19 protein-coding genes, 2 tRNA genes and 1 rRNA gene are annotated in these 19,131 nt (G+C 63.1%); 14 read left to right on the top strand and 8 right to left on the bottom strand.

All coding sequences use genetic code 11. The features are described from left to right. Window positions 1–5 precede the first annotated feature (5 nt). The 8 genes from nuoN (at window position 6) to WI26_RS10805 (ending at window position 6,318) form a co-directional block, all read left to right on the top strand. A complete protein-coding gene (gene nuoN / locus WI26_RS10840; protein WP_196480704.1) occupies window positions 6–1,460 on the top strand; it encodes an NADH-quinone oxidoreductase subunit NuoN in 1,455 nt (484 codons plus the stop codon). Then, window positions 1,460–1,756, top strand: coding sequence for a DUF2818 family protein (locus WI26_RS10835; protein ID WP_059468102.1), 297 nt, complete (start codon window positions 1,460–1,462; stop codon window positions 1,754–1,756). The genes nuoN and WI26_RS10835 overlap by 1 nt, the downstream gene beginning before the upstream one ends. Window positions 1,757–1,797: 41 nt before the next feature. Further along, window positions 1,798–2,388: an NUDIX domain-containing protein gene (locus tag WI26_RS10830; protein ID WP_069225926.1), complete on the top strand. Its 591-nt coding sequence runs from the start codon at window positions 1,798–1,800 to the stop codon at window positions 2,386–2,388. Window positions 2,389–2,524: 136 nt separating this feature from the next. Beyond that, the gene (locus tag WI26_RS10825; protein ID WP_059468100.1) at window positions 2,525–2,947 is read left to right on the top strand and encodes a DUF1178 family protein; all 423 of its coding nucleotides are present in this window, start codon (window positions 2,525–2,527) and stop codon (window positions 2,945–2,947) included. A gap of 52 nt (window positions 2,948–2,999) precedes the next feature. Next, complete coding sequence (locus WI26_RS10820; RefSeq protein ID WP_069225925.1) at window positions 3,000–4,196, top strand: acyl-CoA dehydrogenase family protein; 1,197 nt, start codon at window positions 3,000–3,002, stop codon at window positions 4,194–4,196. A 19-nt stretch (window positions 4,197–4,215) separates the two neighbouring features. Next, a complete protein-coding gene (locus WI26_RS10815; RefSeq protein ID WP_069225924.1) occupies window positions 4,216–5,349 on the top strand; it encodes an acyl-CoA dehydrogenase family protein in 1,134 nt (377 codons plus the stop codon). 34 nt (window positions 5,350–5,383) lie between these two features. Next, window positions 5,384–5,845, top strand: coding sequence for a MaoC family dehydratase (locus WI26_RS10810; RefSeq protein WP_059468097.1), 462 nt, complete (start codon window positions 5,384–5,386; stop codon window positions 5,843–5,845). Further along, on the top strand, window positions 5,842–6,318 hold the full coding sequence (locus tag WI26_RS10805) for a MaoC family dehydratase (protein ID WP_059468096.1): 477 nt from the start codon (window positions 5,842–5,844) through the stop codon (window positions 6,316–6,318). The genes WI26_RS10810 and WI26_RS10805 overlap by 4 nt, the downstream gene beginning before the upstream one ends. 51 nt (window positions 6,319–6,369) lie before the next feature. Here WI26_RS10805 and WI26_RS10800 read toward each other — a convergent pair whose 3' ends face one another. Further along, on the bottom strand, window positions 6,370–7,062 hold the full coding sequence (locus WI26_RS10800) for a glutathione binding-like protein (protein ID WP_059468297.1): 693 nt from the start codon (window positions 7,060–7,062) through the stop codon (window positions 6,370–6,372). A gap of 173 nt (window positions 7,063–7,235) precedes the next feature. Beyond that, window positions 7,236–8,027, bottom strand: coding sequence for an oxepin-CoA hydrolase, alternative type (locus WI26_RS10795; RefSeq protein WP_069225923.1), 792 nt, complete (start codon window positions 8,025–8,027; stop codon window positions 7,236–7,238). A 211-nt stretch (window positions 8,028–8,238) separates the two neighbouring features. Between WI26_RS10795 and WI26_RS10790 the strand changes: the two genes are divergently transcribed. Then, window positions 8,239–8,895 (top strand): glutathione S-transferase, encoded by a 657-nt coding sequence (locus WI26_RS10790; RefSeq protein ID WP_059510006.1) that lies wholly within the window; start codon window positions 8,239–8,241, stop codon window positions 8,893–8,895. A gap of 49 nt (window positions 8,896–8,944) precedes the next feature. Here WI26_RS10790 and WI26_RS10785 read toward each other — a convergent pair whose 3' ends face one another. Then, a complete protein-coding gene (locus WI26_RS10785) occupies window positions 8,945–10,117 on the bottom strand; it encodes a pyridoxal phosphate-dependent aminotransferase (RefSeq protein ID WP_059539197.1) in 1,173 nt (390 codons plus the stop codon). 33 nt (window positions 10,118–10,150) lie between these two features. Next, entirely contained in the window at window positions 10,151–10,648 is a 498-nt protein-coding gene (locus WI26_RS10780) for a putative toxin-antitoxin system toxin component, PIN family (RefSeq protein WP_069225922.1), read from the bottom strand. A 57-nt stretch (window positions 10,649–10,705) separates the two neighbouring features. Between WI26_RS10780 and yaaA the strand changes: the two genes are divergently transcribed. Then, the gene (yaaA, locus tag WI26_RS10775; protein WP_069225921.1) at window positions 10,706–11,488 is read left to right on the top strand and encodes a peroxide stress protein YaaA; all 783 of its coding nucleotides are present in this window, start codon (window positions 10,706–10,708) and stop codon (window positions 11,486–11,488) included. Window positions 11,489–11,625: 137 nt separating this feature from the next. Beyond that, window positions 11,626–12,780 carry a M14 family metallopeptidase gene (locus WI26_RS10770; protein ID WP_069225920.1) on the top strand — a complete coding sequence of 385 codons (1,155 nt, stop codon included), beginning with the start codon at window positions 11,626–11,628 and terminating at the stop codon, window positions 12,778–12,780. Between the two features lie 80 nt (window positions 12,781–12,860). Here the strand turns inward: WI26_RS10770 and WI26_RS10765 are convergent, their stop codons facing one another. The 4 genes from WI26_RS10765 to WI26_RS10750 form a co-directional block, all read right to left on the bottom strand. Then, complete coding sequence (locus WI26_RS10765; protein ID WP_069225919.1) at window positions 12,861–13,514, bottom strand: BspC domain-containing protein; 654 nt, start codon at window positions 13,512–13,514, stop codon at window positions 12,861–12,863. Between the two features lie 136 nt (window positions 13,515–13,650). Continuing rightward, window positions 13,651–14,325 carry an energy-coupling factor ABC transporter permease gene (locus tag WI26_RS10760; protein WP_069225918.1) on the bottom strand — a complete coding sequence of 225 codons (675 nt, stop codon included), beginning with the start codon at window positions 14,323–14,325 and terminating at the stop codon, window positions 13,651–13,653. A 75-nt stretch (window positions 14,326–14,400) separates the two neighbouring features. Next, window positions 14,401–15,237 carry a LuxR C-terminal-related transcriptional regulator gene (locus tag WI26_RS10755; protein WP_069225917.1) on the bottom strand — a complete coding sequence of 279 codons (837 nt, stop codon included), beginning with the start codon at window positions 15,235–15,237 and terminating at the stop codon, window positions 14,401–14,403. Between the two features lie 210 nt (window positions 15,238–15,447). After that, a complete protein-coding gene (locus WI26_RS10750; RefSeq protein ID WP_069225916.1) occupies window positions 15,448–16,665 on the bottom strand; it encodes a DUF2863 family protein in 1,218 nt (405 codons plus the stop codon). Between the two features lie 563 nt (window positions 16,666–17,228). Here WI26_RS10750 and WI26_RS10745 point away from each other — a divergent pair. From WI26_RS10745 to WI26_RS10735, 3 genes are all read left to right on the top strand, one after another. After that, a 16S ribosomal RNA gene (locus tag WI26_RS10745) occupies window positions 17,229–18,761 on the top strand. 62 nt (window positions 18,762–18,823) lie between these two features. Then, window positions 18,824–18,900: transfer RNA gene (locus tag WI26_RS10740), tRNA-Ile, on the top strand. A gap of 38 nt (window positions 18,901–18,938) precedes the next feature. Next, a tRNA-Ala gene (locus WI26_RS10735) sits at window positions 18,939–19,014 on the top strand. The last annotated feature ends 117 nt before the right edge of the window (window positions 19,015–19,131 follow it).

Below are 19,131 nucleotides of genomic sequence, written 5' to 3'. Positions count from 1 at the left end.
CACCTATGAATGTCCTGTTGCCTGACGCGCTGGTGATGGTCGCCATCGTCGTCGCATGGCTGAACGACACCTTTACCGGTGCCGCTGGCCGCCGCCTGACCTATCTGATCGCGGTGGTTTCGTCGATCGTCGCCGGCGTGTGGTTCGGCGTTCAGGCGCTGGACCCGCAGCAGTATTACTTCTTCTCGCGGATGGTCGTCGTCGACTCGTTCGCGAGCATGATGAAGGCCGTCGTGTCGCTCGGCTTCGCGGTCTCGCTCGTCTATTCGCGCAAATACCTCGAAGACCGCGACATGTTCCGCGGCGACGTGTTCCTGCTGGGCATGTTCTCGCTGCTCGGTCAGCTGGTGATGGTGTCGGGCAACAACTTCCTGACGCTGTATCTCGGCCTCGAACTGATGTCGCTGTCGCTGTATGCCGTCATCGCGCTGCGCCGCGATGCCGCACAGTCGAGCGAAGCCGCGATGAAGTACTACGTGCTGGGCGCGCTCGCGTCGGGCTTCGTGCTGTACGGCATCTCGATGCTCTACGGCGCGACCGGCTCGCTCGAGCTGGGCGAGGTGTACAAGGCGGTCGGCGGCAACACCGATGCGGCCGTGCTGATGTTCGGCGTGATCTTCATCGTCGCCGGTATCGCGTTCAAGCTCGGCGCCGTGCCGTTCCACATGTGGGTGCCGGACGTCTACCAGGGCGCACCGACCGCGATGACGCTGTTCGTCGGCGGCGGCCCGAAGGTTGCCGCGTTCGCGTGGGGCTTGCGCTTCCTGGTGATGGGCCTGCTGCCGCTCGCACAGAACTGGCAGACCGCGCTCGTGATCCTCGCCGCGCTGTCGCTGATCGTCGGTAACATCACCGGTATCGTCCAGCGCAACATCAAGCGGATGCTCGCGTACTCGGCGATCTCGAACATGGGCTTCGTGCTGCTCGGCCTGCTCGCCGGCATCGTGAAGGGCGACGCGACCGCACCGGCGAACGCGTACAGCTCGGCGATGTTCTACGCGATCGTCTACCTGATCACGACGCTCGGCTCGTTCGGCGTGGTGATGCTGCTCGCACGTCGCGATTTCGAAGCCGAAACCATCGACGACTTCAAGGGTCTCAACAAGCGCAGCCCGGTGTTCGCGTTCGTGATGATGGTCATGATGTTCTCGTTGGCCGGTATCCCGCCGACCGTCGGCTTCTACGCGAAGCTGGCGGTTCTCGAGGCGACCGTCAACGCGGGTCTCACGTGGCTGGCCGTGCTGGCCGTGATCACGTCGCTGTTCGGCGCGTTCTACTACCTGCGCATCGTCAAGCTGATGTACTTCGATGCACCGCAGGATGCGACCCCGGTCACCGGCGATTTCTGCAAGCGCACGATCCTCGTGCTGAACGGTATTGCAGTTGTCGTGCTCGGCCTGATCCCGAGCCCGCTGCTGACGGCCTGCCTGCAGGCGATTCGTCACACGCTGCCGCTGTAATGTCGGCAGCCGGCTGGTTCATCGTGCTGTTGGCGCTCGCGGGCGCCAACGTGCCGTTCCTGAACCAACGCCTCTTCGCCATCGTGCCGATCGGTGCGACGAAGAAGAATGCGTGGGTTCGGATCGGCGAGCTGATCGTGCTGTATTTCGTCGTCGGCGCGCTCGGCTTCTGGCTCGAGTCGCGCGCCGGCAACCGCTTCGAACAGGGCTGGCAGTTCTACGCGATCACGTTCAGTCTCTTCGTCGTGTTCGCGTTTCCCGGCTTCACGTTCCAGTATCTCGTCAAACGACGCTGACGGCTTCGGCCGTCGCGTGCTCATTCCTCCGGAGCCCGCCGATGGCCGAACTACCCAATCACGACGCCGCACTGACCGAAACTTGCCTCGAGAGCGAGGCGATTTTCGACGGCTCGTTTCTCAAGCTGAAGCGCGATACCGTTCGTTTGCCCGATGGCAAGCAGGCCACGCGCGAATACGTCCAGCACCCCGGCGCGGTAATGGTGATCCCGCTGTTCGACGATGGCCGTGTGCTGATGGAAAGCCAGTATCGCTATCCGATCGGCAAGGTCATGGCCGAATTCCCGGCCGGCAAGCTCGATCCGGAAGAGGGCGCGCTCGCCTGCGCGGTGCGCGAACTGCGCGAGGAGACCGGCTACACGGCGCGTGAATACATGTTCCTGGCCCGGATTCACCCGATCATTTCCTATTCGACCGAATTCATCGACCTGTATCTCGCACGCGGCCTGACTGCCGGCGAGCGTAAGCTCGACGAAGGCGAGTTCCTTGAAACCTTCACGGCGACGCTGCCCGACCTGCAGGAGTGGGTGCGCACGGGCCAGATCACTGACGTGAAGACGATCATCGGCGCGATGTGGCTCGACAAGGTGCTCTCCGGAACCTGGCCGCTCGGCCCGGTCGAGAAGCCCTGACGGCGCGTCAGCGGCGGGTGGGGCGCCGCGTTACAATTCCGTGACGCGGCCGCTGTCCGGCTGCGCGATCCTGGTTTAGCACGATCGTTCACAAAAGCGCGTTTTGCGCTACACTCGCCACACGCCCTGATTCAGCATGAAGGTCCTCGATTTACAGTGCCCGCACGGTCATCGGTTCGAAGGCTGGTTCGCTTCCGCCGATGAGTTCGAAGCGCAGTTGTCCCGCAACCTGGTCGAATGTCCGGTGTGCGGGACGACCGAGATCAACCGGATGCCGTCGGCGCCGCGCCTGAACCTGTCGGGTGCGACGCAGGCGCAGCCGGCCGATCCGCGTGCGTTGCAGGCGCAGGTGATGCGCGCACTGCGCGAGGTGCTGGAGAAGACCGAGAACGTGGGCGAGCGCTTCGCCGAGGAAGCGCGGCGCATTCATTACAACGAGGCGCCGGCGCGCAGCATTCGTGGCGTCACGACGCCGGAGGATGCGCAATCCTTGGTCGAAGAAGGCATCGACGTGATGCCGCTGCCGATTCCTGCCGCGCTGAAAGAACCGCTGCAATGACGTACGCAGTGTGTCCTGGGCCGGGGACGGTCGCGGCCAGGAGACACTGCGCATGGATCTGGATTATTCCCCCGCCGACGACGCGTTCCGCGTCGACGTCCGCACCTGGCTCGAGGTCAATCTGCCTCATGCACTGCGCGCCAAGGTACTCGATCACAAACGACTCGACCGCGAGGATTTAGCGAGCTGGCACCGGATTCTCGGCCGGCGCGGCTGGTCCGCACCCGCGTGGCCGGCCGAATATGGCGGCCCGGAATGGAACGCGACGCAGCGTCACATCTGGGATGAGGAGTGCGCACGCATCGGTGCGCCGACGGTGCTGCCGTTCGGCGTATCGATGGTCGCGCCGGTGCTGATGAAATACGGCAGCGAAGCGCAGAAGCGCCACTATCTACCGCGCATTCTCGACGGCACCGACTGGTGGTGCCAGGGCTATTCGGAACCGGGCTCCGGGTCGGATCTCGCATCGCTGCGCACCCGAGCCGAACGTCACGGCGACCACTACGTCGTCAACGGCCAGAAGACGTGGACGACGCTGGGCCAGTATGCGGACATGATGTTCTGTCTCGTGCGTACCGACCCGGCGGCGAAGAAGCAGGAGGGCATCTCGTTCCTGCTGATCGACATGAAGACACCCGGCATCACGGTGCGCCCGATCATCACGCTCGACGAGGATCACGAAGTCAACGAGGTGTTTTTCGAAGACGTGAAGGTGCCCGTCGAGAATCTGGTCGGCGATGAAAACCGCGGCTGGACTTATGCGAAATACCTGTTGGGCCACGAGCGCACCGGCATCGCGCGCGTTGGCGCGTCGAAGCGCGAGCTCGCGTTCCTGAAGCGTGTGGCGTCGAACCAGCGCAAGAACGGCAAGCCGCTGCTCGCCGATCCCGTGTTTGCCGCGAAGATCGCGGCGCTCGAAGTTGAACTGATGGCGCTCGAGGTGACGGTGCTGCGTGTCGTGAGCCGCGAGACGAGCGGCAAGGGGCCCGGCCCCGAGGCATCGATGTTGAAGATCAAGGGCACCGAGGTGCAGCAGGCGCTTACCGAGCTGATGTTCGAGGCGATCGGGCCGCTCGCCGCGCCGTTCGACGTCCCGTTCCTTGAAGGCGAGCGCGAACACAGCTGCGCGGGCGACGACGATGCCGCGCCGCTCGCCGCGTACTACTTCAATTATCGGAAGACGTCGATCTACGGCGGTTCGAACGAGATTCAGAAGAACATCATCGCGCAGATGATCCTGGGGCTGTGATCAGGGAACGGAGACAACCATGGATTTCAGCTTTACCGACGAGCAGCAACAGTTTGCCGACGCGCTGCGCCGTTATCTCGGCGAGCAATACGGATTCGACGCACGCCAGGCTATCGTGCGAAGCGAAGCCGGCGTGTCGGACGCGCAATGGAGCGCATTCGCGGAGCTGGGCCTGACCGCGCTGCCCGTGCCGGATGCACAGGGCGGTTTCGGTGGCGGCCCGGTCGACATGCTGGTCGCGATGCAGGAGCTCGGCCGCTCACTGGTGGTCGAGCCGTACTGGGCGACGGCGGTCGGCATCGAGGCGCTGCGTGTCGCCGGCTCCGGCATGGGTGACGATGCCGCGCTGCTGGAAGCGGTCGCACAAGGGCAGAAGCGTCTGGCCGTTGCATTCCACGAACCGCGGGCACGCTACGACCTGTACGAACTCGATACGCGCGCGCGCAAGCAGGGCGGCACATATCGGCTGACCGGAACCAAGTCGGTCGTTCAGCACGGCGCGCAGGCGCATGCGTGGATCATGCCCGCGCGTGTCGATGGCGGCGGCATCGGCCTGTTCGTCGTCGAGCGCGGTGCCGAGGGGGCGAAGCTCGTCGACTACCGGACGATCGACGGCCAGCGCGCCGCGACGATCGAGCTGCATGACACGCCCGCGCGGCAGCTCACGGGCGGCGCACGCGATGCGGCCGCACTCGAGCAGATCGCCGATTACGCGACTTTCTTGCTCTGCGCGGAAGCGATTGGCGCACTCGACGAGCTGAACCGCGCGACGGTCGAATACACAAAGACACGCGAACAGTTCGGTGTGCCGATTGCACGATTCCAGGCACTGCAGCACCGGATGGTCGACATGCTGATTCACGCGGAGCAGGCGCGCTCGCTGACTTACCTGGCTGCGGTGCGTTACGCGGGCGGCGATGCCGATGCGCGTCGCAAGGCGGTGTCGGCGGCGAAGGCGCGGGTCGGCGCGGCCGCACGCTTCGTCGGCCAGCAGGCGGTGCAACTGCACGGCGGCATGGGCGTGACCAATGAGGTCGCCGCCGCACATCTGTTCAAGCGGCTGTCAATCATCGAGACGACACTCGGCGACACCGATCATCATCTTGCGCGCATCGCGGCACTGCCGGATTTCGCGCTGACCGACGTGGCATGACGGGGGCGCATGAGCGCGCCATGGGAGACAGAGAGTGGGTATCAGTTACGAAGATCTGGAAGTCGGCAGTACGACCGAAATCGGCCGCTATACGTTCGAATCGGACGACATCAAGGCGTTCGCGCAACGCTACGATCCGCAACCGTTCCACCTCGACGAAGCGGCCGGCAAGGCCTCGCCGTTCGGCGGACTGGTGGCGAGCGGCTGGCATACGTGCTCGGTGTTCATGAGCCTGCTCATCAAGAAGCTGGGACCGGATTCGACCAGCATGGGTTCGCCCGGCATCGACTCGATCCGCTGGCTCAAGCCCGTGCGTGCCGGCGATACGATCACGATGTACCAGAAGATCCACGACAAGCGCGTATCGGAGAGCAAGCCCGATCGCGGCATCGTGTCGACGGAGTGGATCGGTGTCAACGGTGCCGGCGACACGGTGATCACCGTGCATACCAAGGTGATCTTCGGCCTGCGCCGCGCTCCGGGAGCGAGCGCATGACGGACGCGACATTGCCGCTGATCTCAACGGCGCAAGAGCTGCACGAGCGGGTCGGCGCGGAACCGCTCGCGAGCGGCTGGATCGAGATCGACCAGCGCCGGGTCGACCGCTTCGCCGACGCGACCGGCGATCACCAGTGGATTCACGTCGATCCCGAGCGGGCCCGGCGCGAGTCGCCGTTCGGCGGCCCGATCGCGCACGGATTCCTGACGCTGTCGCTGATTCCCGCGCTGATGACGGATGCGATGCGCTTCGAGCAGAAGATGGGCGTGAACTACGGACTGAACCGCGTGCGGTTCCTGAAGCCGGTGCCGGTCGGTGCACGCGTGCGCGCGCTGTTCGCGGTGAAGGAAGCTACGGAGGCCGCGCGGGGCGGTGTTCAGGTGACGTGGTCGGTGTCGATGCAGGTCGAGCGCCCGGACGTGCCATTGCTCGTTTGCGCTGCGGAATTCATTACACTGCACTACTTCTGATGCACGCGGCGGCATCGATGGATGCCGCCGTGTCGCGCCGCCCGTGGTTCGTCAATGCTTCGCGTATTGCGTTGCGCCGAACAGCATCTCGCGTGCCTTGTCGTCCTGCAGCGGCTTGCGTAACGATGCGAGTACTTCGACGCCGCGCTGCACGGCCGGACGTGCGGCAATCGTTTCGTGCCAGCGCTTCACGTTCGGCAGTTCGTCGAGCGCGATGCCCTGGTTTTGCCACGAGCGCGTCCACGGGAAGGTCGCGATGTCCGCGATCGTGTACGTGTCGCCGGCGAGATATTCGGATTCGCCGAGGCGCTTTTCCATCACGTTGTACAGGCGCTTCGCTTCGTTCGTGTAGCGATTGATCGCATACTCGATCTTCTCCGGCGCATACAGCCGGAAGTGATGCGCCTGTCCGAGCATCGGGCCGACGCCGCCCATCTGGAACATCAGCCATTCGAGTGTCGCGTAGCGCTCGGCCGGCTCGGTCGGCAGGAACTGACCGGTCTTTTCTGCCAGGTACACGAGGATCGCGCCCGATTCGAACAGCGAGATCGGCTTGCCGCCGGGGCCGTCAGCGTCGACGATCGCGGGGATCTTGTTGTTCGGGCTGATTTTCAGGAATTCGGGCTTGAACTGGTCGCCCGCACCGATATCGACCGGATGCACACGATACGCGAGGCCCGTTTCCTCGAGCATGATGTGTACCTTGTGGCCGTTCGGGGTCGCCCAGCTGTAGACGTCGATCATCGTCAACTCCTTTATTGCATGCGCGAAAACGGCGCCGGCGGGGCGCCGCGACAGGCGGTCATTAGAGCATGGATCGATGCGGGCTGCAGGCGACGGAAAAGTGCGGCCGCGCGCCCGTGCATGCGTGTCGTTGTGGCGGCGGAAACGCCGCTGTAACGACCGGGGCGTGCAGATCAGCGCTTGTAGCGCGGCTCGCGTTTCTCGAGGAATGCGGTCATGCCTTCGAATGCATCCGCATGATGCAACGATGCGACGAAGTGATCGCGCTCGGTGCCCAGATGCGCATCGAGCGGCTGCGCGGTCGCATCGTCGAGCAGCGACTTGATGCGCGTGAGCGCGTTCGGCGAGATGCCTGCAAGCGAGTCAGCCCACGCGAGCGCGTCGGACAGCGCGGCACCGGGCACGGCGAGCCGATTGACGACGCCGAGCGCATGCAGGCGATCGGCGACGACGGGCTTGCCCTCGAACAGGATTTCAGCGGCAAGCGCACGCGGCAGTGCGCGCGCGAGGAACCACGAGCCGCCACCGTCGGGCGTGAGGCCGACGCGTGCATACGACATGACGAACTTCGCGTCGTGCGCGGCAACGATCAGGTCGCATGCGAGCGCGAGCGAAAAGCCCGCGCCGGCGGCCGCCCCTTCGACTGCCGCGATCACGGGCTTGGTCGCTTCGCGGATCGCCGTGATCCATGCAGCGAGCTGATCGATGCTGTCGGCCTGGTAGGACGGATCCTTCGAACGGTTCTCGAGCAGCCGGTTCAGGTTGCCGCCCGCACAAAAGAAACGATCGGCACCGGTGAGCACGATCGCGCGAATGGCCGGGTCGCGCTCGGCGGTGGCGAGCGCTTCGACGCCGGCCGCATACATGTCGGGGTGCAGCGCGTTGCGCGCGCCTGGATTGGACAGCGTGAGGACGAGCGTCGATTCGCTCGCGGGCGGACGCGAGGCCAGCAGTTCAGCACTCATGCGAGTGTGTCTCCATCGGATGGCGAGGCTGCGGCACCGCATGCTACGCGGACGCCTGCGCATACCCGTGAGGGTGCTGCCGCAGCGGATGCATTGTTGTCGTGACGGGTGCGAAACTGCTTTAGACTAGCACGAACGTGCTTTTCAGCGCGACGCATCCCGATGCGGCCGGTGTCACCTTGGCCGCGTTTCAGCAACGAAGGAGACTCCGATGCTACAGCTATGCGGTATTCCGTTGTCCAACTATTACAACAAGGTGAAGTTCGTCCTGCTCGAACATGACATCCCGTTCGAGGAATCGGCATGCAGCCTGCCGATCAGTGATCCGGCACTGCTCGCCGATTCGCCGCTCGGTAAGATTCCGTTCCTGAAGACGGAAGAGGGCGCGCTGTTCGAGTCCCAGGTGATCATCGAGTATCTGGCGGCGCGTTATCCCGACAAGGCCATTTTTCCGGCCGGACCGTTCGCTGCCGCGAAGGTGCGCGAACTCATCGAGACGCTTGAGCTGTATCTCGAATGGACCGCGCGCGAGGTCTATACGGAGGCGTTTTTCGGCGGCAAGGTCAGCGACGGGATGAAGGCGCACGTCGAAAAGCGCCTGCCGCGCGCGATCGATGCGTTCAAGCGGATGACGCAGTTCTCGCCTTACGTGCTCGGCGACACGTTCAGCCTTGCGGACATTGCCGCGGCGATCCATCTGCCGGTGATCGGCATGGCGACGAAGGCCATCTTCGGACGCGATTTCTTGCTCGATGCCGGCATCGACTGGAAGGCGCACGCGAAACTGGTCGGCGAGCGGCCGGCCGCGCAACGCGTGGCGGCGGATCGCAAGGCCTACGTCGAGGCGACGAGCGCCGCACGTTCGTAAGCGCGACGCGGGCGCGGTGCCGTACCGCGTCCGGCCGTCCATGCAGGAGTTACAGGCGTGCGAGCCGTTCGAGTGCAGATGCGAGCGTGCTTTCCTGTTTCGCGAAGCAGAAGCGCACGATGCCCGATTCGTGCGGCTCGTGATAAAACGCCGACACCGGAATCGCCGCCACGCCGATCTCCGACGTGAGCCACTTCGAGAATTCCGCTTCGGGCAAATCGCTGATCGCCGAATAGTCGACGCACTGGAAGTACGTGCCGGGGCACGGCAGCAGCTTGAAGCGCGTGCGCTCGAGGCCGGCTCGGAAGAAGTCGCGCTTCTTCTGATAAAAGTCGGGCAGTGTCAGGTACGGTGCCGGATCGCGCAGGTAGTCGGCGAGCCCGATCTGCATCGGCGTGTTCACCGTGAACACGTTGAACTGATGGACCTTGCGGAACTCCGCGGTCAGTGCGGCAGGCGCCGCGACATAGCCGACCTTCCAGCCCGTCACATGGTAGGTCTTCCCGAAGCTCGACACGATGAAGCTGCGCGCGGCCAGTTCCGGATAGCGCGCAACGCTTTCATGCCGCGCGCCGTCGTAGACCATGTGTTCGTACACTTCATCCGACAGGATCAGCACGTTGGTGCCGCGCACGATCTCCTCGAGCTTGTGCATGTCGGCCTCGCGCCACACGGTGCCGGTCGGGTTGTGCGGCGTGTTGATCATGATCATCCGCGTTTTCGGCGTGATCGCGGCGGCCAGGCGATCGAACGGAATCGTATAGTCGGGCGCTTCCAGCGTGACGAACACGGGCTTGCCGCCGGCGAGCTCGATCGACGGCAGATAGCTGTCGTAGGTCGGTTCGACGACGATCACTTCGTCACCCGGATGGACCGCGCACAGGATCGCCGTCAGCAAGGCCTGCGTCGCGCCGGCCGTGACCGTGATCTCGGTGGCCGGATCGTAGCGTCGGCCGTAGACCCGAGTGATCTTGTCGGCGATCGCATCGCGCAGCGGCGCGACGCCGGCCATCGGCGGATACTGGTTGTGACCATTGCGCATCGCGGCCGCGACCGCGTCGACGATGCGCGGGTCGCAGTCGAAATCCGGGAAGCCCTGGCCAAGGTTCACGGCGCCTTTCTCGGCGGCGAGCGCACTCATGACCGTGAAGATCGTCGTGCCGACGTTCGGCAGGCGCGAGGGGAAAACAGGAGTCGTAGGCATGTCGGAAGGAGCGTTCATCGGTACGGTCGCAAGCGGGTAGCGCCGGGCCCGTCAGGCCGGCGTGGAAATGGTGGCCAACGCGGCGCCGAGCGCGCAGGCTTCCGTAAACGGCGCGGGTTGCGCGATCCGGAAGCCGAAGTCGCGCGCGGTGCGCTTCGCGAGCTTGAGCAGCGCGCGGTCCTTCGACACGAGCCAGTCGGCCTGCGCCGCGCGCGCGAGCTCGAGAAACTTCTGGTCGTCGCGGTCCTTGCACTTCGGCAGGGGCGGCGCGCAGGCATCCATGGGCGGCGGCTCGACAAGGCTTGTCAAACGCGCGACTGTCGCGAGCGCTTCGGCCTTGTCGATCGCGCGCGCCTGAAACTGCGGATAGTCGAGCACGAGCTCGAGTTCGTTCAGGCAGCGGCCGTCGATTACGGCGGCCAGCGCGCCGCGTTCGAGCGCTGCACGGATCGGGCGTGTGGCGGGGTCGTCGAATACGAGTATGTCGATCCAGACGTTCGAGTCGAGTACGACGCGATGTGCGGCATGCGGGGCGAGGGAGCGGGTCATTCGTTACAATCGGTGGTTTTCGTCTGACCGCAAGGCACGGCGTGCCAGCGAGCCTCTATGATAATCGTTCTCTCCCCAGCCAAATCCCTCGACTACGAAACGCCCGCCCACGTGCCGTCTTACACGAAGCCTGCATTCGTCGACGATGCGGCGGAACTGATCGACAGCCTGCGCAAGTTGTCGCCGCAGGACATCTCGACGCTGATGGACATCTCCGACCCGCTCGCGCGGCTGAACTTCCAGCGCTATGCAGACTGGTCGCCGACTTTCACGACGGCCAACGCGAAGCAGGCGGTGCTCGCGTTCAACGGCGACGTGTACGAAGGGTTCGATGCCAAATCGCTATCGGCGGCCGATCTCGACTATGCGCAGCAGCACGTGCGCGTGCTGTCGGGCCTGTACGGGCTGCTGCGTCCGCTCGACCTGCTGCAACCGTACCGGCTCGAGATGGGTACCCGTTTCGCGAACGCGCGCGGCAAGGATCTGTATGCATTCTGGGGCGACCGGATCACGCGGGCGCTGAACGAGCAGCTCGAGACGCGTAGTGGCGCGGCGCGCGTGCTGGTCAACTGCGCGTCGACCGAGTACTTCAAGTCGGTCAAGCCGAAACTGCTGGCCGCGCCGATCGTCACTCCGGTGTTCGAGGACTGGAAGGGCGGCCGCTACAAGATCATCAGCTTCCATGCGAAGCGCGCCCGTGGCCTGATGGCGCGCTACATCGTCGAGAACCGCATCGCCGAACCGGCGGCGCTGAAGGATTTCGCGGTGGAAGACTACGCGTTCGATGCCGCCGCGTCGAACGATTCGACTTACGTATATCGCCGGCGAATCGGCGAGTGACCAAGCCGGCCGTTCACGAGACGGCCGGCACATGCATGAGGCTGGACACGCGGCAAACCGCCGGCTCCGGTCGTCAGCCTTGCATGGGACCGGAGTGAGTGCTGAAGCACAAACTCCGGTCGACACTGGAGAGATAGATGACCCTTTCGATCACCAGCAATTTCGACGCAGGCGCCATCGACGTCGTGTCGTGCGACAGCCCCGACGCGATCCGGCTGCGCGTACGTGGCGACAACCGTTCGGAATTCGCTCAATGGTTCTACTTCCGGCTGACAGGCGCCCGCGGTGAGCGGTGCGTGATGTCGTTCGAGAATGCGGCCGAATGTGCGTATCCATCGGGATGGCGTAACTACAGCGCGGTCGCGAGCTACGACCGGGTCGACTGGTTCCGCGTGCCGACGACGTTCGACGGCAAGACGATGACCATCGACCATACGCCCGAGTTCGACAGCATCTACTACGCGTATTTCGAGCCATACTCGGAAGAGCGCCATGCGGCGTTCCTCGGCGCGGTCCAGCAATTGCCGCAGGCGAGCGTCGCAGAGCTCGGCCGTACCGTCGAAGGCCGTCCGATGTCGCTGCTGACGCTCGGTACGCCGGAGGTCGACGGCGCACCGAAGAAGAAGGTATGGATCATCGCGCGCCAGCACCCGGGCGAGACGATGGCCGAGTGGTTCGTCGAGGGGCTTGTCAAGCGACTGGCCGGATGGGGCGACTGGGCAGGCGATCCGGTGGCGCGCAAGCTGTACGATTGCGCGACGTTCTACATCGTCCCGAACATGAATCCGGACGGCAGCGTGCACGGCAACCTGCGCACCAACGCGGCGGGCGCGAACCTGAACCGCGAGTGGATGGCGCCCGATGCCGAGCGCAGCCCGGAAGTGCTTGCCGTGCGCGACGCGATCCATGCGATCGGCTGCGACTTGTTCTTCGACATTCACGGTGACGAGGATCTGCCGTACGTGTTCGTCGCGGGTTCGGAAATGCTGCCGAGCTTCACGGAGCAGCAGGGCAAGGAGCAGGCCGCATTCATCGATGCGTTCAAGGTGGCGAGCCCGGATTTCCAGACCGAGCATGGTTATGCGGCGAGCAAGTACAAGGAAGACGCGCTCAAGCTTGCGTCGAAGTACATCGGCCATCAGTTCGGCTGCTTGTCGTTGACGCTCGAGATGCCATTCAAGGACAACGCGAACCTTCCGGACGAGCGGGTCGGCTGGAACGGCGAGCGGAGCGCCGCGCTCGGCGCGGCGATGCTGGCGGCGATCCTGGTGCACGTCGAGAAGTTCGCGTAAGCGTACCGTCGCCGATATGAAAAAGCCGGCGCATCGCACGATGCACCGGCTTTTTGCTTTTGTCGTTGCGCTCCGTCGGATCAGGACTTCTTCGCGGTTTTCTTCTTCACGGCTTTCTTCTGGCCGCTTGATTTCTGCGTTGCGACGGCTTTCTTGCCGGTGCGGCCGGACGCCTTGGCCTTGACTTTGCCGCGGTGCGACTTGCCCTTGAACTTCTTCGACGACGACGACGGGCGCTCGACACGCGGCTTCAGTGGCGGCACCGGATCGTTCCAGCTGAACGCAAGCATTTGCTGCCCGACATAGCCGCATCGAAACTTCAGCGGTGTCGGGGCGCTGCCGTCGCTGTGGACGCCGAGGCCGTCCACGGTGACGATGTTGTCGACCTTCACGCGCTGCTTGCCCTGATCGAACGAATCGTTCCACGGCGTGATCGTCGCGTTGCCGCTTTCGAACGCGTTCGGCGCGAAGTCGACGCGATCGAAGGCCGTCGATGTGCTGGCGATGAAGCTGCCGTGCGCCGCACAATCGGCGACGATCGGATCAGCATGCATCTCGTTGACGAATTTGTTGATCAGTTCGGAGCGCTGGTCGAGGAGGTCGGCGAATACCGGTGCCGGAAGCGCAAGCGACAGGCCCGCGACACAGGCTGCCAGCTTGCCGAACGCCCGGAAGATCCGGAGCGAGGCAGGTGAGCTGTCCATCTGGTTATTGGTGAGGAGCGAATGAGACATCGGGCACGTATAGATGTCCGATGAAGAACAGGAGTTCAATCTTAGCGTAAAAAAGTTGTGAGGCAGTAGATGTCGCACTCTCCCGCGCTGCGCAAGCGGCTCGTCACGCGCGCCGAGCGCGCCGGGACCGGCGTGTTCAGGCGCGGGGGCCGCCGAGGCGATAACGCCGAACGTCGAACGTCGTGACCCACGCCGGGCGATAGACCGCGATGAGCGCGGTGGCCATGCCCGTGAACCACGCTTCGCCGAGCGCGAGCAGCGCGGTGTTCAGCAGATAGCCTGCGGGAATGACGACGGGTACGCCGTCCGCGAGAGCGAGCTGGACACCGGCCGCGGCCGCGGCGACTGCGATGATCGCGATGGCCGGTGACAGGAATCCCTGGCCGGTGATGAACGACGCGAGATTGTGCGGGAGCCACGCGATCGCGGCGCGTTGCAGCAACGCAGACACGGCGACCGGTAGCGCGCCGTAGATGAGATAGGTGACGCCGATGCCTTGCCACGGCGCATCGAAGACGATCGCGGCGATGGCCGTGACGGCACCCATCGCGATCAGCGCAAGCGTCCAGTCGAATAGCGTGACCAGGAGCGTCGCGCCGAGCAGGTGCATGACGATGCCGTCGTCGAGCCATGCATTCGAGGCCCAGAGCACCGTGATCGCGGTGACGAGCGCGAGCCACACGTGCTGGAGTGTGGCGTCCTGAAGGCGGACGAAGGGACGATTCCAGAGCGCGAGCGCGAGCAGCGCCACGGCGGCGATCCAGCCACCGATGCCAACCCAGAACGGAAGCGGTGTGAAAAGAAATCCCATGCGTCCATATTACTCGTTGGGCATCAAAGGTGGGAATACGCGCATGTCGACCGTCGCAATATCGATACTGTCCGATCAGCGTTCGCGCCGAAACCGCGCGGGCGGTTCGGCCGCTAGCGGCAGATCCCGCGTGCCGGTGTTCGCGGCGGGCAGCGGGTATGGGCGGTCGTTCCGTTGCGTGCGCAGCGGAACCGGGCCGCGTTCGCCGATGACGGGCCTGCTTGCACGATCGCGGTTCGCCAGCAACACCTCCAGATGCGGCGACAGCCACCCGTTGTAGATCGCGACTGCGGCGGCGCGGTTTGCCGCGCCCAGCTGCTGGAAGATGCTGGCGAGGTGGATCTTTACGGTGCCTTCGCTGATACCGAGCGTGCGAGCGATCATCTTGTTGGTGCTGCCCATATGGACGAAGCGCATGATCTGCGCCTGTCTCGGCGACAGGAGGCCGCTTGGTGTGCGGCGCGGCAGCGATCCGGCGAGCGTCTGGAAATGGGCGTCGTGGCGAAGCGCGGCAGCGGACGGAAGCAGACTGAGTGCGATGGGCGGGATGTAATGGCCGCCGAGTAGAACCATTTCGAGTGCCCGCACGATCAGGTGCGGTCGCGTGGAGTGCGGGATCACACCCGCGACGCCATAGTTGTAGAAGCGCTGGATGGCTTCCGGCGTGGATTCGCCGATCAATACTGCGGCGGGCGTCGGTGAGCAGGCGCTGCAGAGCGCTTGGAGTTCGCAGAGGTGGCCGACGTCCAGCCAGTCGATGGCAACGAGGTCGAAGCGCTGGGTGCGCAGCAGCCGGCGCGCCTGGAAACCATCGGGCGCATCGTTGATGCTGGCGTGACGGTCGATCTGCCGCAGCAGCGCCTTCAATCCATCACGCCGTTCGGCGTCTGAGTTCAACACCAGGAACCGCATATTCAACCTCCGTAAGGTAAGTCATTAAGCTGCCGTTGGCATATGTTGGATCGGATAATGACAAAAACCTTACACGAAGTCTGCTTGGCCGAAAGGCTTAGGAGAAGTCTGAAATTTCGAGTGAGGGCAATGCGGACGAGAAAAAAGCCGCCCCGGCTGGAACCGGGAGCGGCTTCGTCGAGCAGGCACTGCGGACCTGCGGTGTAACCTTCAGTGGAAGTGCGGTTGCGCGGGCGACGCATCCTCCGGCATTTCCGCGTGGACGATCTCGCCGAGCGGATCCGCATAGAGCGGCACACCGCAGTCGTCACAGTATTCCGGCTCGAAGCGGCCCGCGTGCCGGCGGACATCGGTTACGCCGCATTCCTTCAGCAGACTCACGATCTCCTCGAGCGGCCCTTCGATCGGTGCTTCGCCTTCGAGCGTCGCGCTGTCGATCGATACGTCGCCGTTTTCGCGCCCGTAGAGCGGCCACACGACGCCATAGATCACGTCATTGCTGGCGCGTCGCGTGAACCCGACGCGATACTCGTCGATCCGGCGCTCGCCGAAGCCCGCGACCACGGCGCGCAGTTCTTGCGGTGCTGCACCAAGTGTGTCGAAAAGATAACGAATAGCCGTTCGGACTGTGTGCGGACGGATGCGTTCGTCCGCATCACGGCAGGCCGAATAGTACGCGTCCGGAAGCAGGCATTCGAACTCGCAACCCGGGAGGGCGACCGACAGATTCGGACCGCCTTGGGCGGCCCACTGCTCGAGACACTGACCGCGCTCGATCCGGTTGCCGTGCTCCTCTTCCTGCCAGCGGAAGAGCGGTGCGCCGGCAGGTGCGGCGACGACGGCGAGCAGGAAGCGCGGGTCGGCCAGGATCGGTGAAGTTTCGGGCAGGTCGCCGAAGCCGAGCTTGGCGGCGTGCTGGCCGAGTGCCGCGTGTGCGAGTTGCTGGGCGAGCCGGTAGGTTTCGACGTGGTGGCGCGGCAACTGGTCGATGCTGTACAGGAACGGGGCCAGCCCGACCAGCGTACCGCTGGCGAGCACATGCGCCTGCAGGTGCGTGCGCAATGCATCGGCGACGTCGCCTTTCAGCGGGCCTGACGGAATCATGTAGCGCGTCCAGGCGAGAACGGGAACGGCGACCAGCAGCGCGTCGTACGGTTGGCCGTCGTGCTCGATCACCATCGATTCACTATGAGTCTCTGCCATGTCGGCGAGCGCACCGTAGGCATCGGGGTGGTTCTGCTGCAGATGGTCGAGTGCCGCGTCGAGCGTGGTCTGGTTGCCGTTGCGGACAATCTTGGCGAGTAGCGCGTCGAGCTTTGCTTCCCAGAAGCGATCCTCGATGCGGCTGCCAGAGGCGAAGAGCGCAAGCGACAGGCCGACCAGTTTGTCGGCGTCGGGGGGGAGACGTTTGGCGATTCGCTGGCGCATATTAAATACGTATAGAAAGAGGCGAAGAACCTCATATTCTAGTCCGTTCTTGCGCCATAAGCGGTCCCGTGCTCCGGCATGGCTGGAAGGCTGTATCGGCGGGGATGAAGAAAAATCCATCAAACCCCTTGCGCGATGGCCGCGAGCTGCATAGAATCACGCCTCTTTCGCGCTAACGGCAACGCGGCGCGAGGGAAGAAGGGAAGCGGTGCGATGGGTTGGCTGTAGAGCGCCCCGGCGCACACGAAGTTGAACCCCGGTCGTCGCAACGAAGCAGTTAAAAAGTTGTTGACGAACCGAAAAAGACGGTTCATAATCTCGCTTCTCTGCTGCTGAAAACGCAGCGCTGCTGAGAAACTTCAGGTTTCTCGCAGAAATGCTCTTTAAAAATTAACAGCCGATAAGTGTGGGCGCTTGATGGCCGCGAGCTGATCCTCGGATCAGATAGCGAAAGTATCAAGAGTCTCACACTAAAGTAAGTCAGGTTTATGAAGTGATTCATATACCTGTCAGCTTTGAGTGAGCGACCGGTTCTTAACCGAACCGAAAACAGTAACAGGTTTAAACTGAAGAGTTTGATCCTGGCTCAGATTGAACGCTGGCGGCATGCCTTACACATGCAAGTCGAACGGCAGCACGGGTGCTTGCACCTGGTGGCGAGTGGCGAACGGGTGAGTAATACATCGGAACATGTCCTGTAGTGGGGGATAGCCCGGCGAAAGCCGGATTAATACCGCATACGATCCACGGATGAAAGCGGGGGACCTTCGGGCCTCGCGCTATAGGGTTGGCCGATGGCTGATTAGCTAGTTGGTGGGGTAAAGGCCTACCAAGGCGACGATCAGTAGCTGGTCTGAGAGGACGACCAGCCACACTGGGACTGAGACACGGCCCAGACTCCTACGGGAGGCAGCAGTGGGGAATTTTGGACAATGGGCGAAAGCCTGATCCAGCAATGCCGCGTGTGTGAAGAAGGCCTTCGGGTTGTAAAGCACTTTTGTCCGGAAAGAAATCCTTGGTCCTAATATGGCCGGGGGATGACGGTACCGGAAGAATAAGCACCGGCTAACTACGTGCCAGCAGCCGCGGTAATACGTAGGGTGCAAGCGTTAATCGGAATTACTGGGCGTAAAGCGTGCGCAGGCGGTTTGCTAAGACCGATGTGAAATCCCCGGGCTCAACCTGGGAACTGCATTGGTGACTGGCAGGCTAGAGTATGGCAGAGGGGGGTAGAATTCCACGTGTAGCAGTGAAATGCGTAGAGATGTGGAGGAATACCGATGGCGAAGGCAGCCCCCTGGGCCAATACTGACGCTCATGCACGAAAGCGTGGGGAGCAAACAGGATTAGATACCCTGGTAGTCCACGCCCTAAACGATGTCAACTAGTTGTTGGGGATTCATTTCCTTAGTAACGTAGCTAACGCGTGAAGTTGACCGCCTGGGGAGTACGGTCGCAAGATTAAAACTCAAAGGAATTGACGGGGACCCGCACAAGCGGTGGATGATGTGGATTAATTCGATGCAACGCGAAAAACCTTACCTACCCTTGACATGGTCGGAATCCTGCTGAGAGGCGGGAGTGCTCGAAAGAGAACCGGCGCACAGGTGCTGCATGGCTGTCGTCAGCTCGTGTCGTGAGATGTTGGGTTAAGTCCCGCAACGAGCGCAACCCTTGTCCTTAGTTGCTACGCAAGAGCACTCTAAGGAGACTGCCGGTGACAAACCGGAGGAAGGTGGGGATGACGTCAAGTCCTCATGGCCCTTATGGGTAGGGCTTCACACGTCATACAATGGTCGGAACAGAGGGTTGCCAACCCGCGAGGGGGAGCTAATCCCAGAAAACCGATCGTAGTCCGGATTGCACTCTGCAACTCGAGTGCATGAAGCTGGAATCGCTAGTAATCGCGGATCAGCATGCCGCGGTGAATACGTTCCCGGGTCTTGTACACACCGCCCGTCACACCATGGGAGTGGGTTTTACCAGAAGTGGCTAGTCTAACCGCAAGGAGGACGGTCACCACGGTAGGATTCATGACTGGGGTGAAGTCGTAACAAGGTAGCCGTATCGGAAGGTGCGGCTGGATCACCTCCTTTCCAGAGCTTCTCGCAAAGTTGAGCGCTCACGCTTATCGGCTGTAATTTAAAGACAGACTCAGGGGTCTGTAGCTCAGTCGGTTAGAGCACCGTCTTGATAAGGCGGGGGTCGTTGGTTCGAATCCAACCAGACCCACCATTGTCTGGCGGTAGAACACCTGAGGCATCTGTACTCATGGGGGCATAGCTCAGCTGGGAGAGCACCTGCTTTGCAAGCAGGGGGTCGTCGGTTCGATCCCGTCTGCCTCCACCAATCACCAACGCTAAGGGCTTGGTTCAGACACTGAACCGAGAATTTTGCATTGGCGATTGAGCCAGTCAGAGTGATATGAGTAACACCATATCGGCTGTCGTTCTTTAACAATCTGGA

Source organism: Burkholderia diffusa (assembly GCF_001718315.1).
GTDB classification, from domain to species: Bacteria; Pseudomonadota; Gammaproteobacteria; order Burkholderiales; family Burkholderiaceae; genus Burkholderia; species Burkholderia diffusa_B.
Note: the sequence above shows the minus strand (reverse complement) of the source record. Positions and strands in the feature narration are given on the sequence as shown.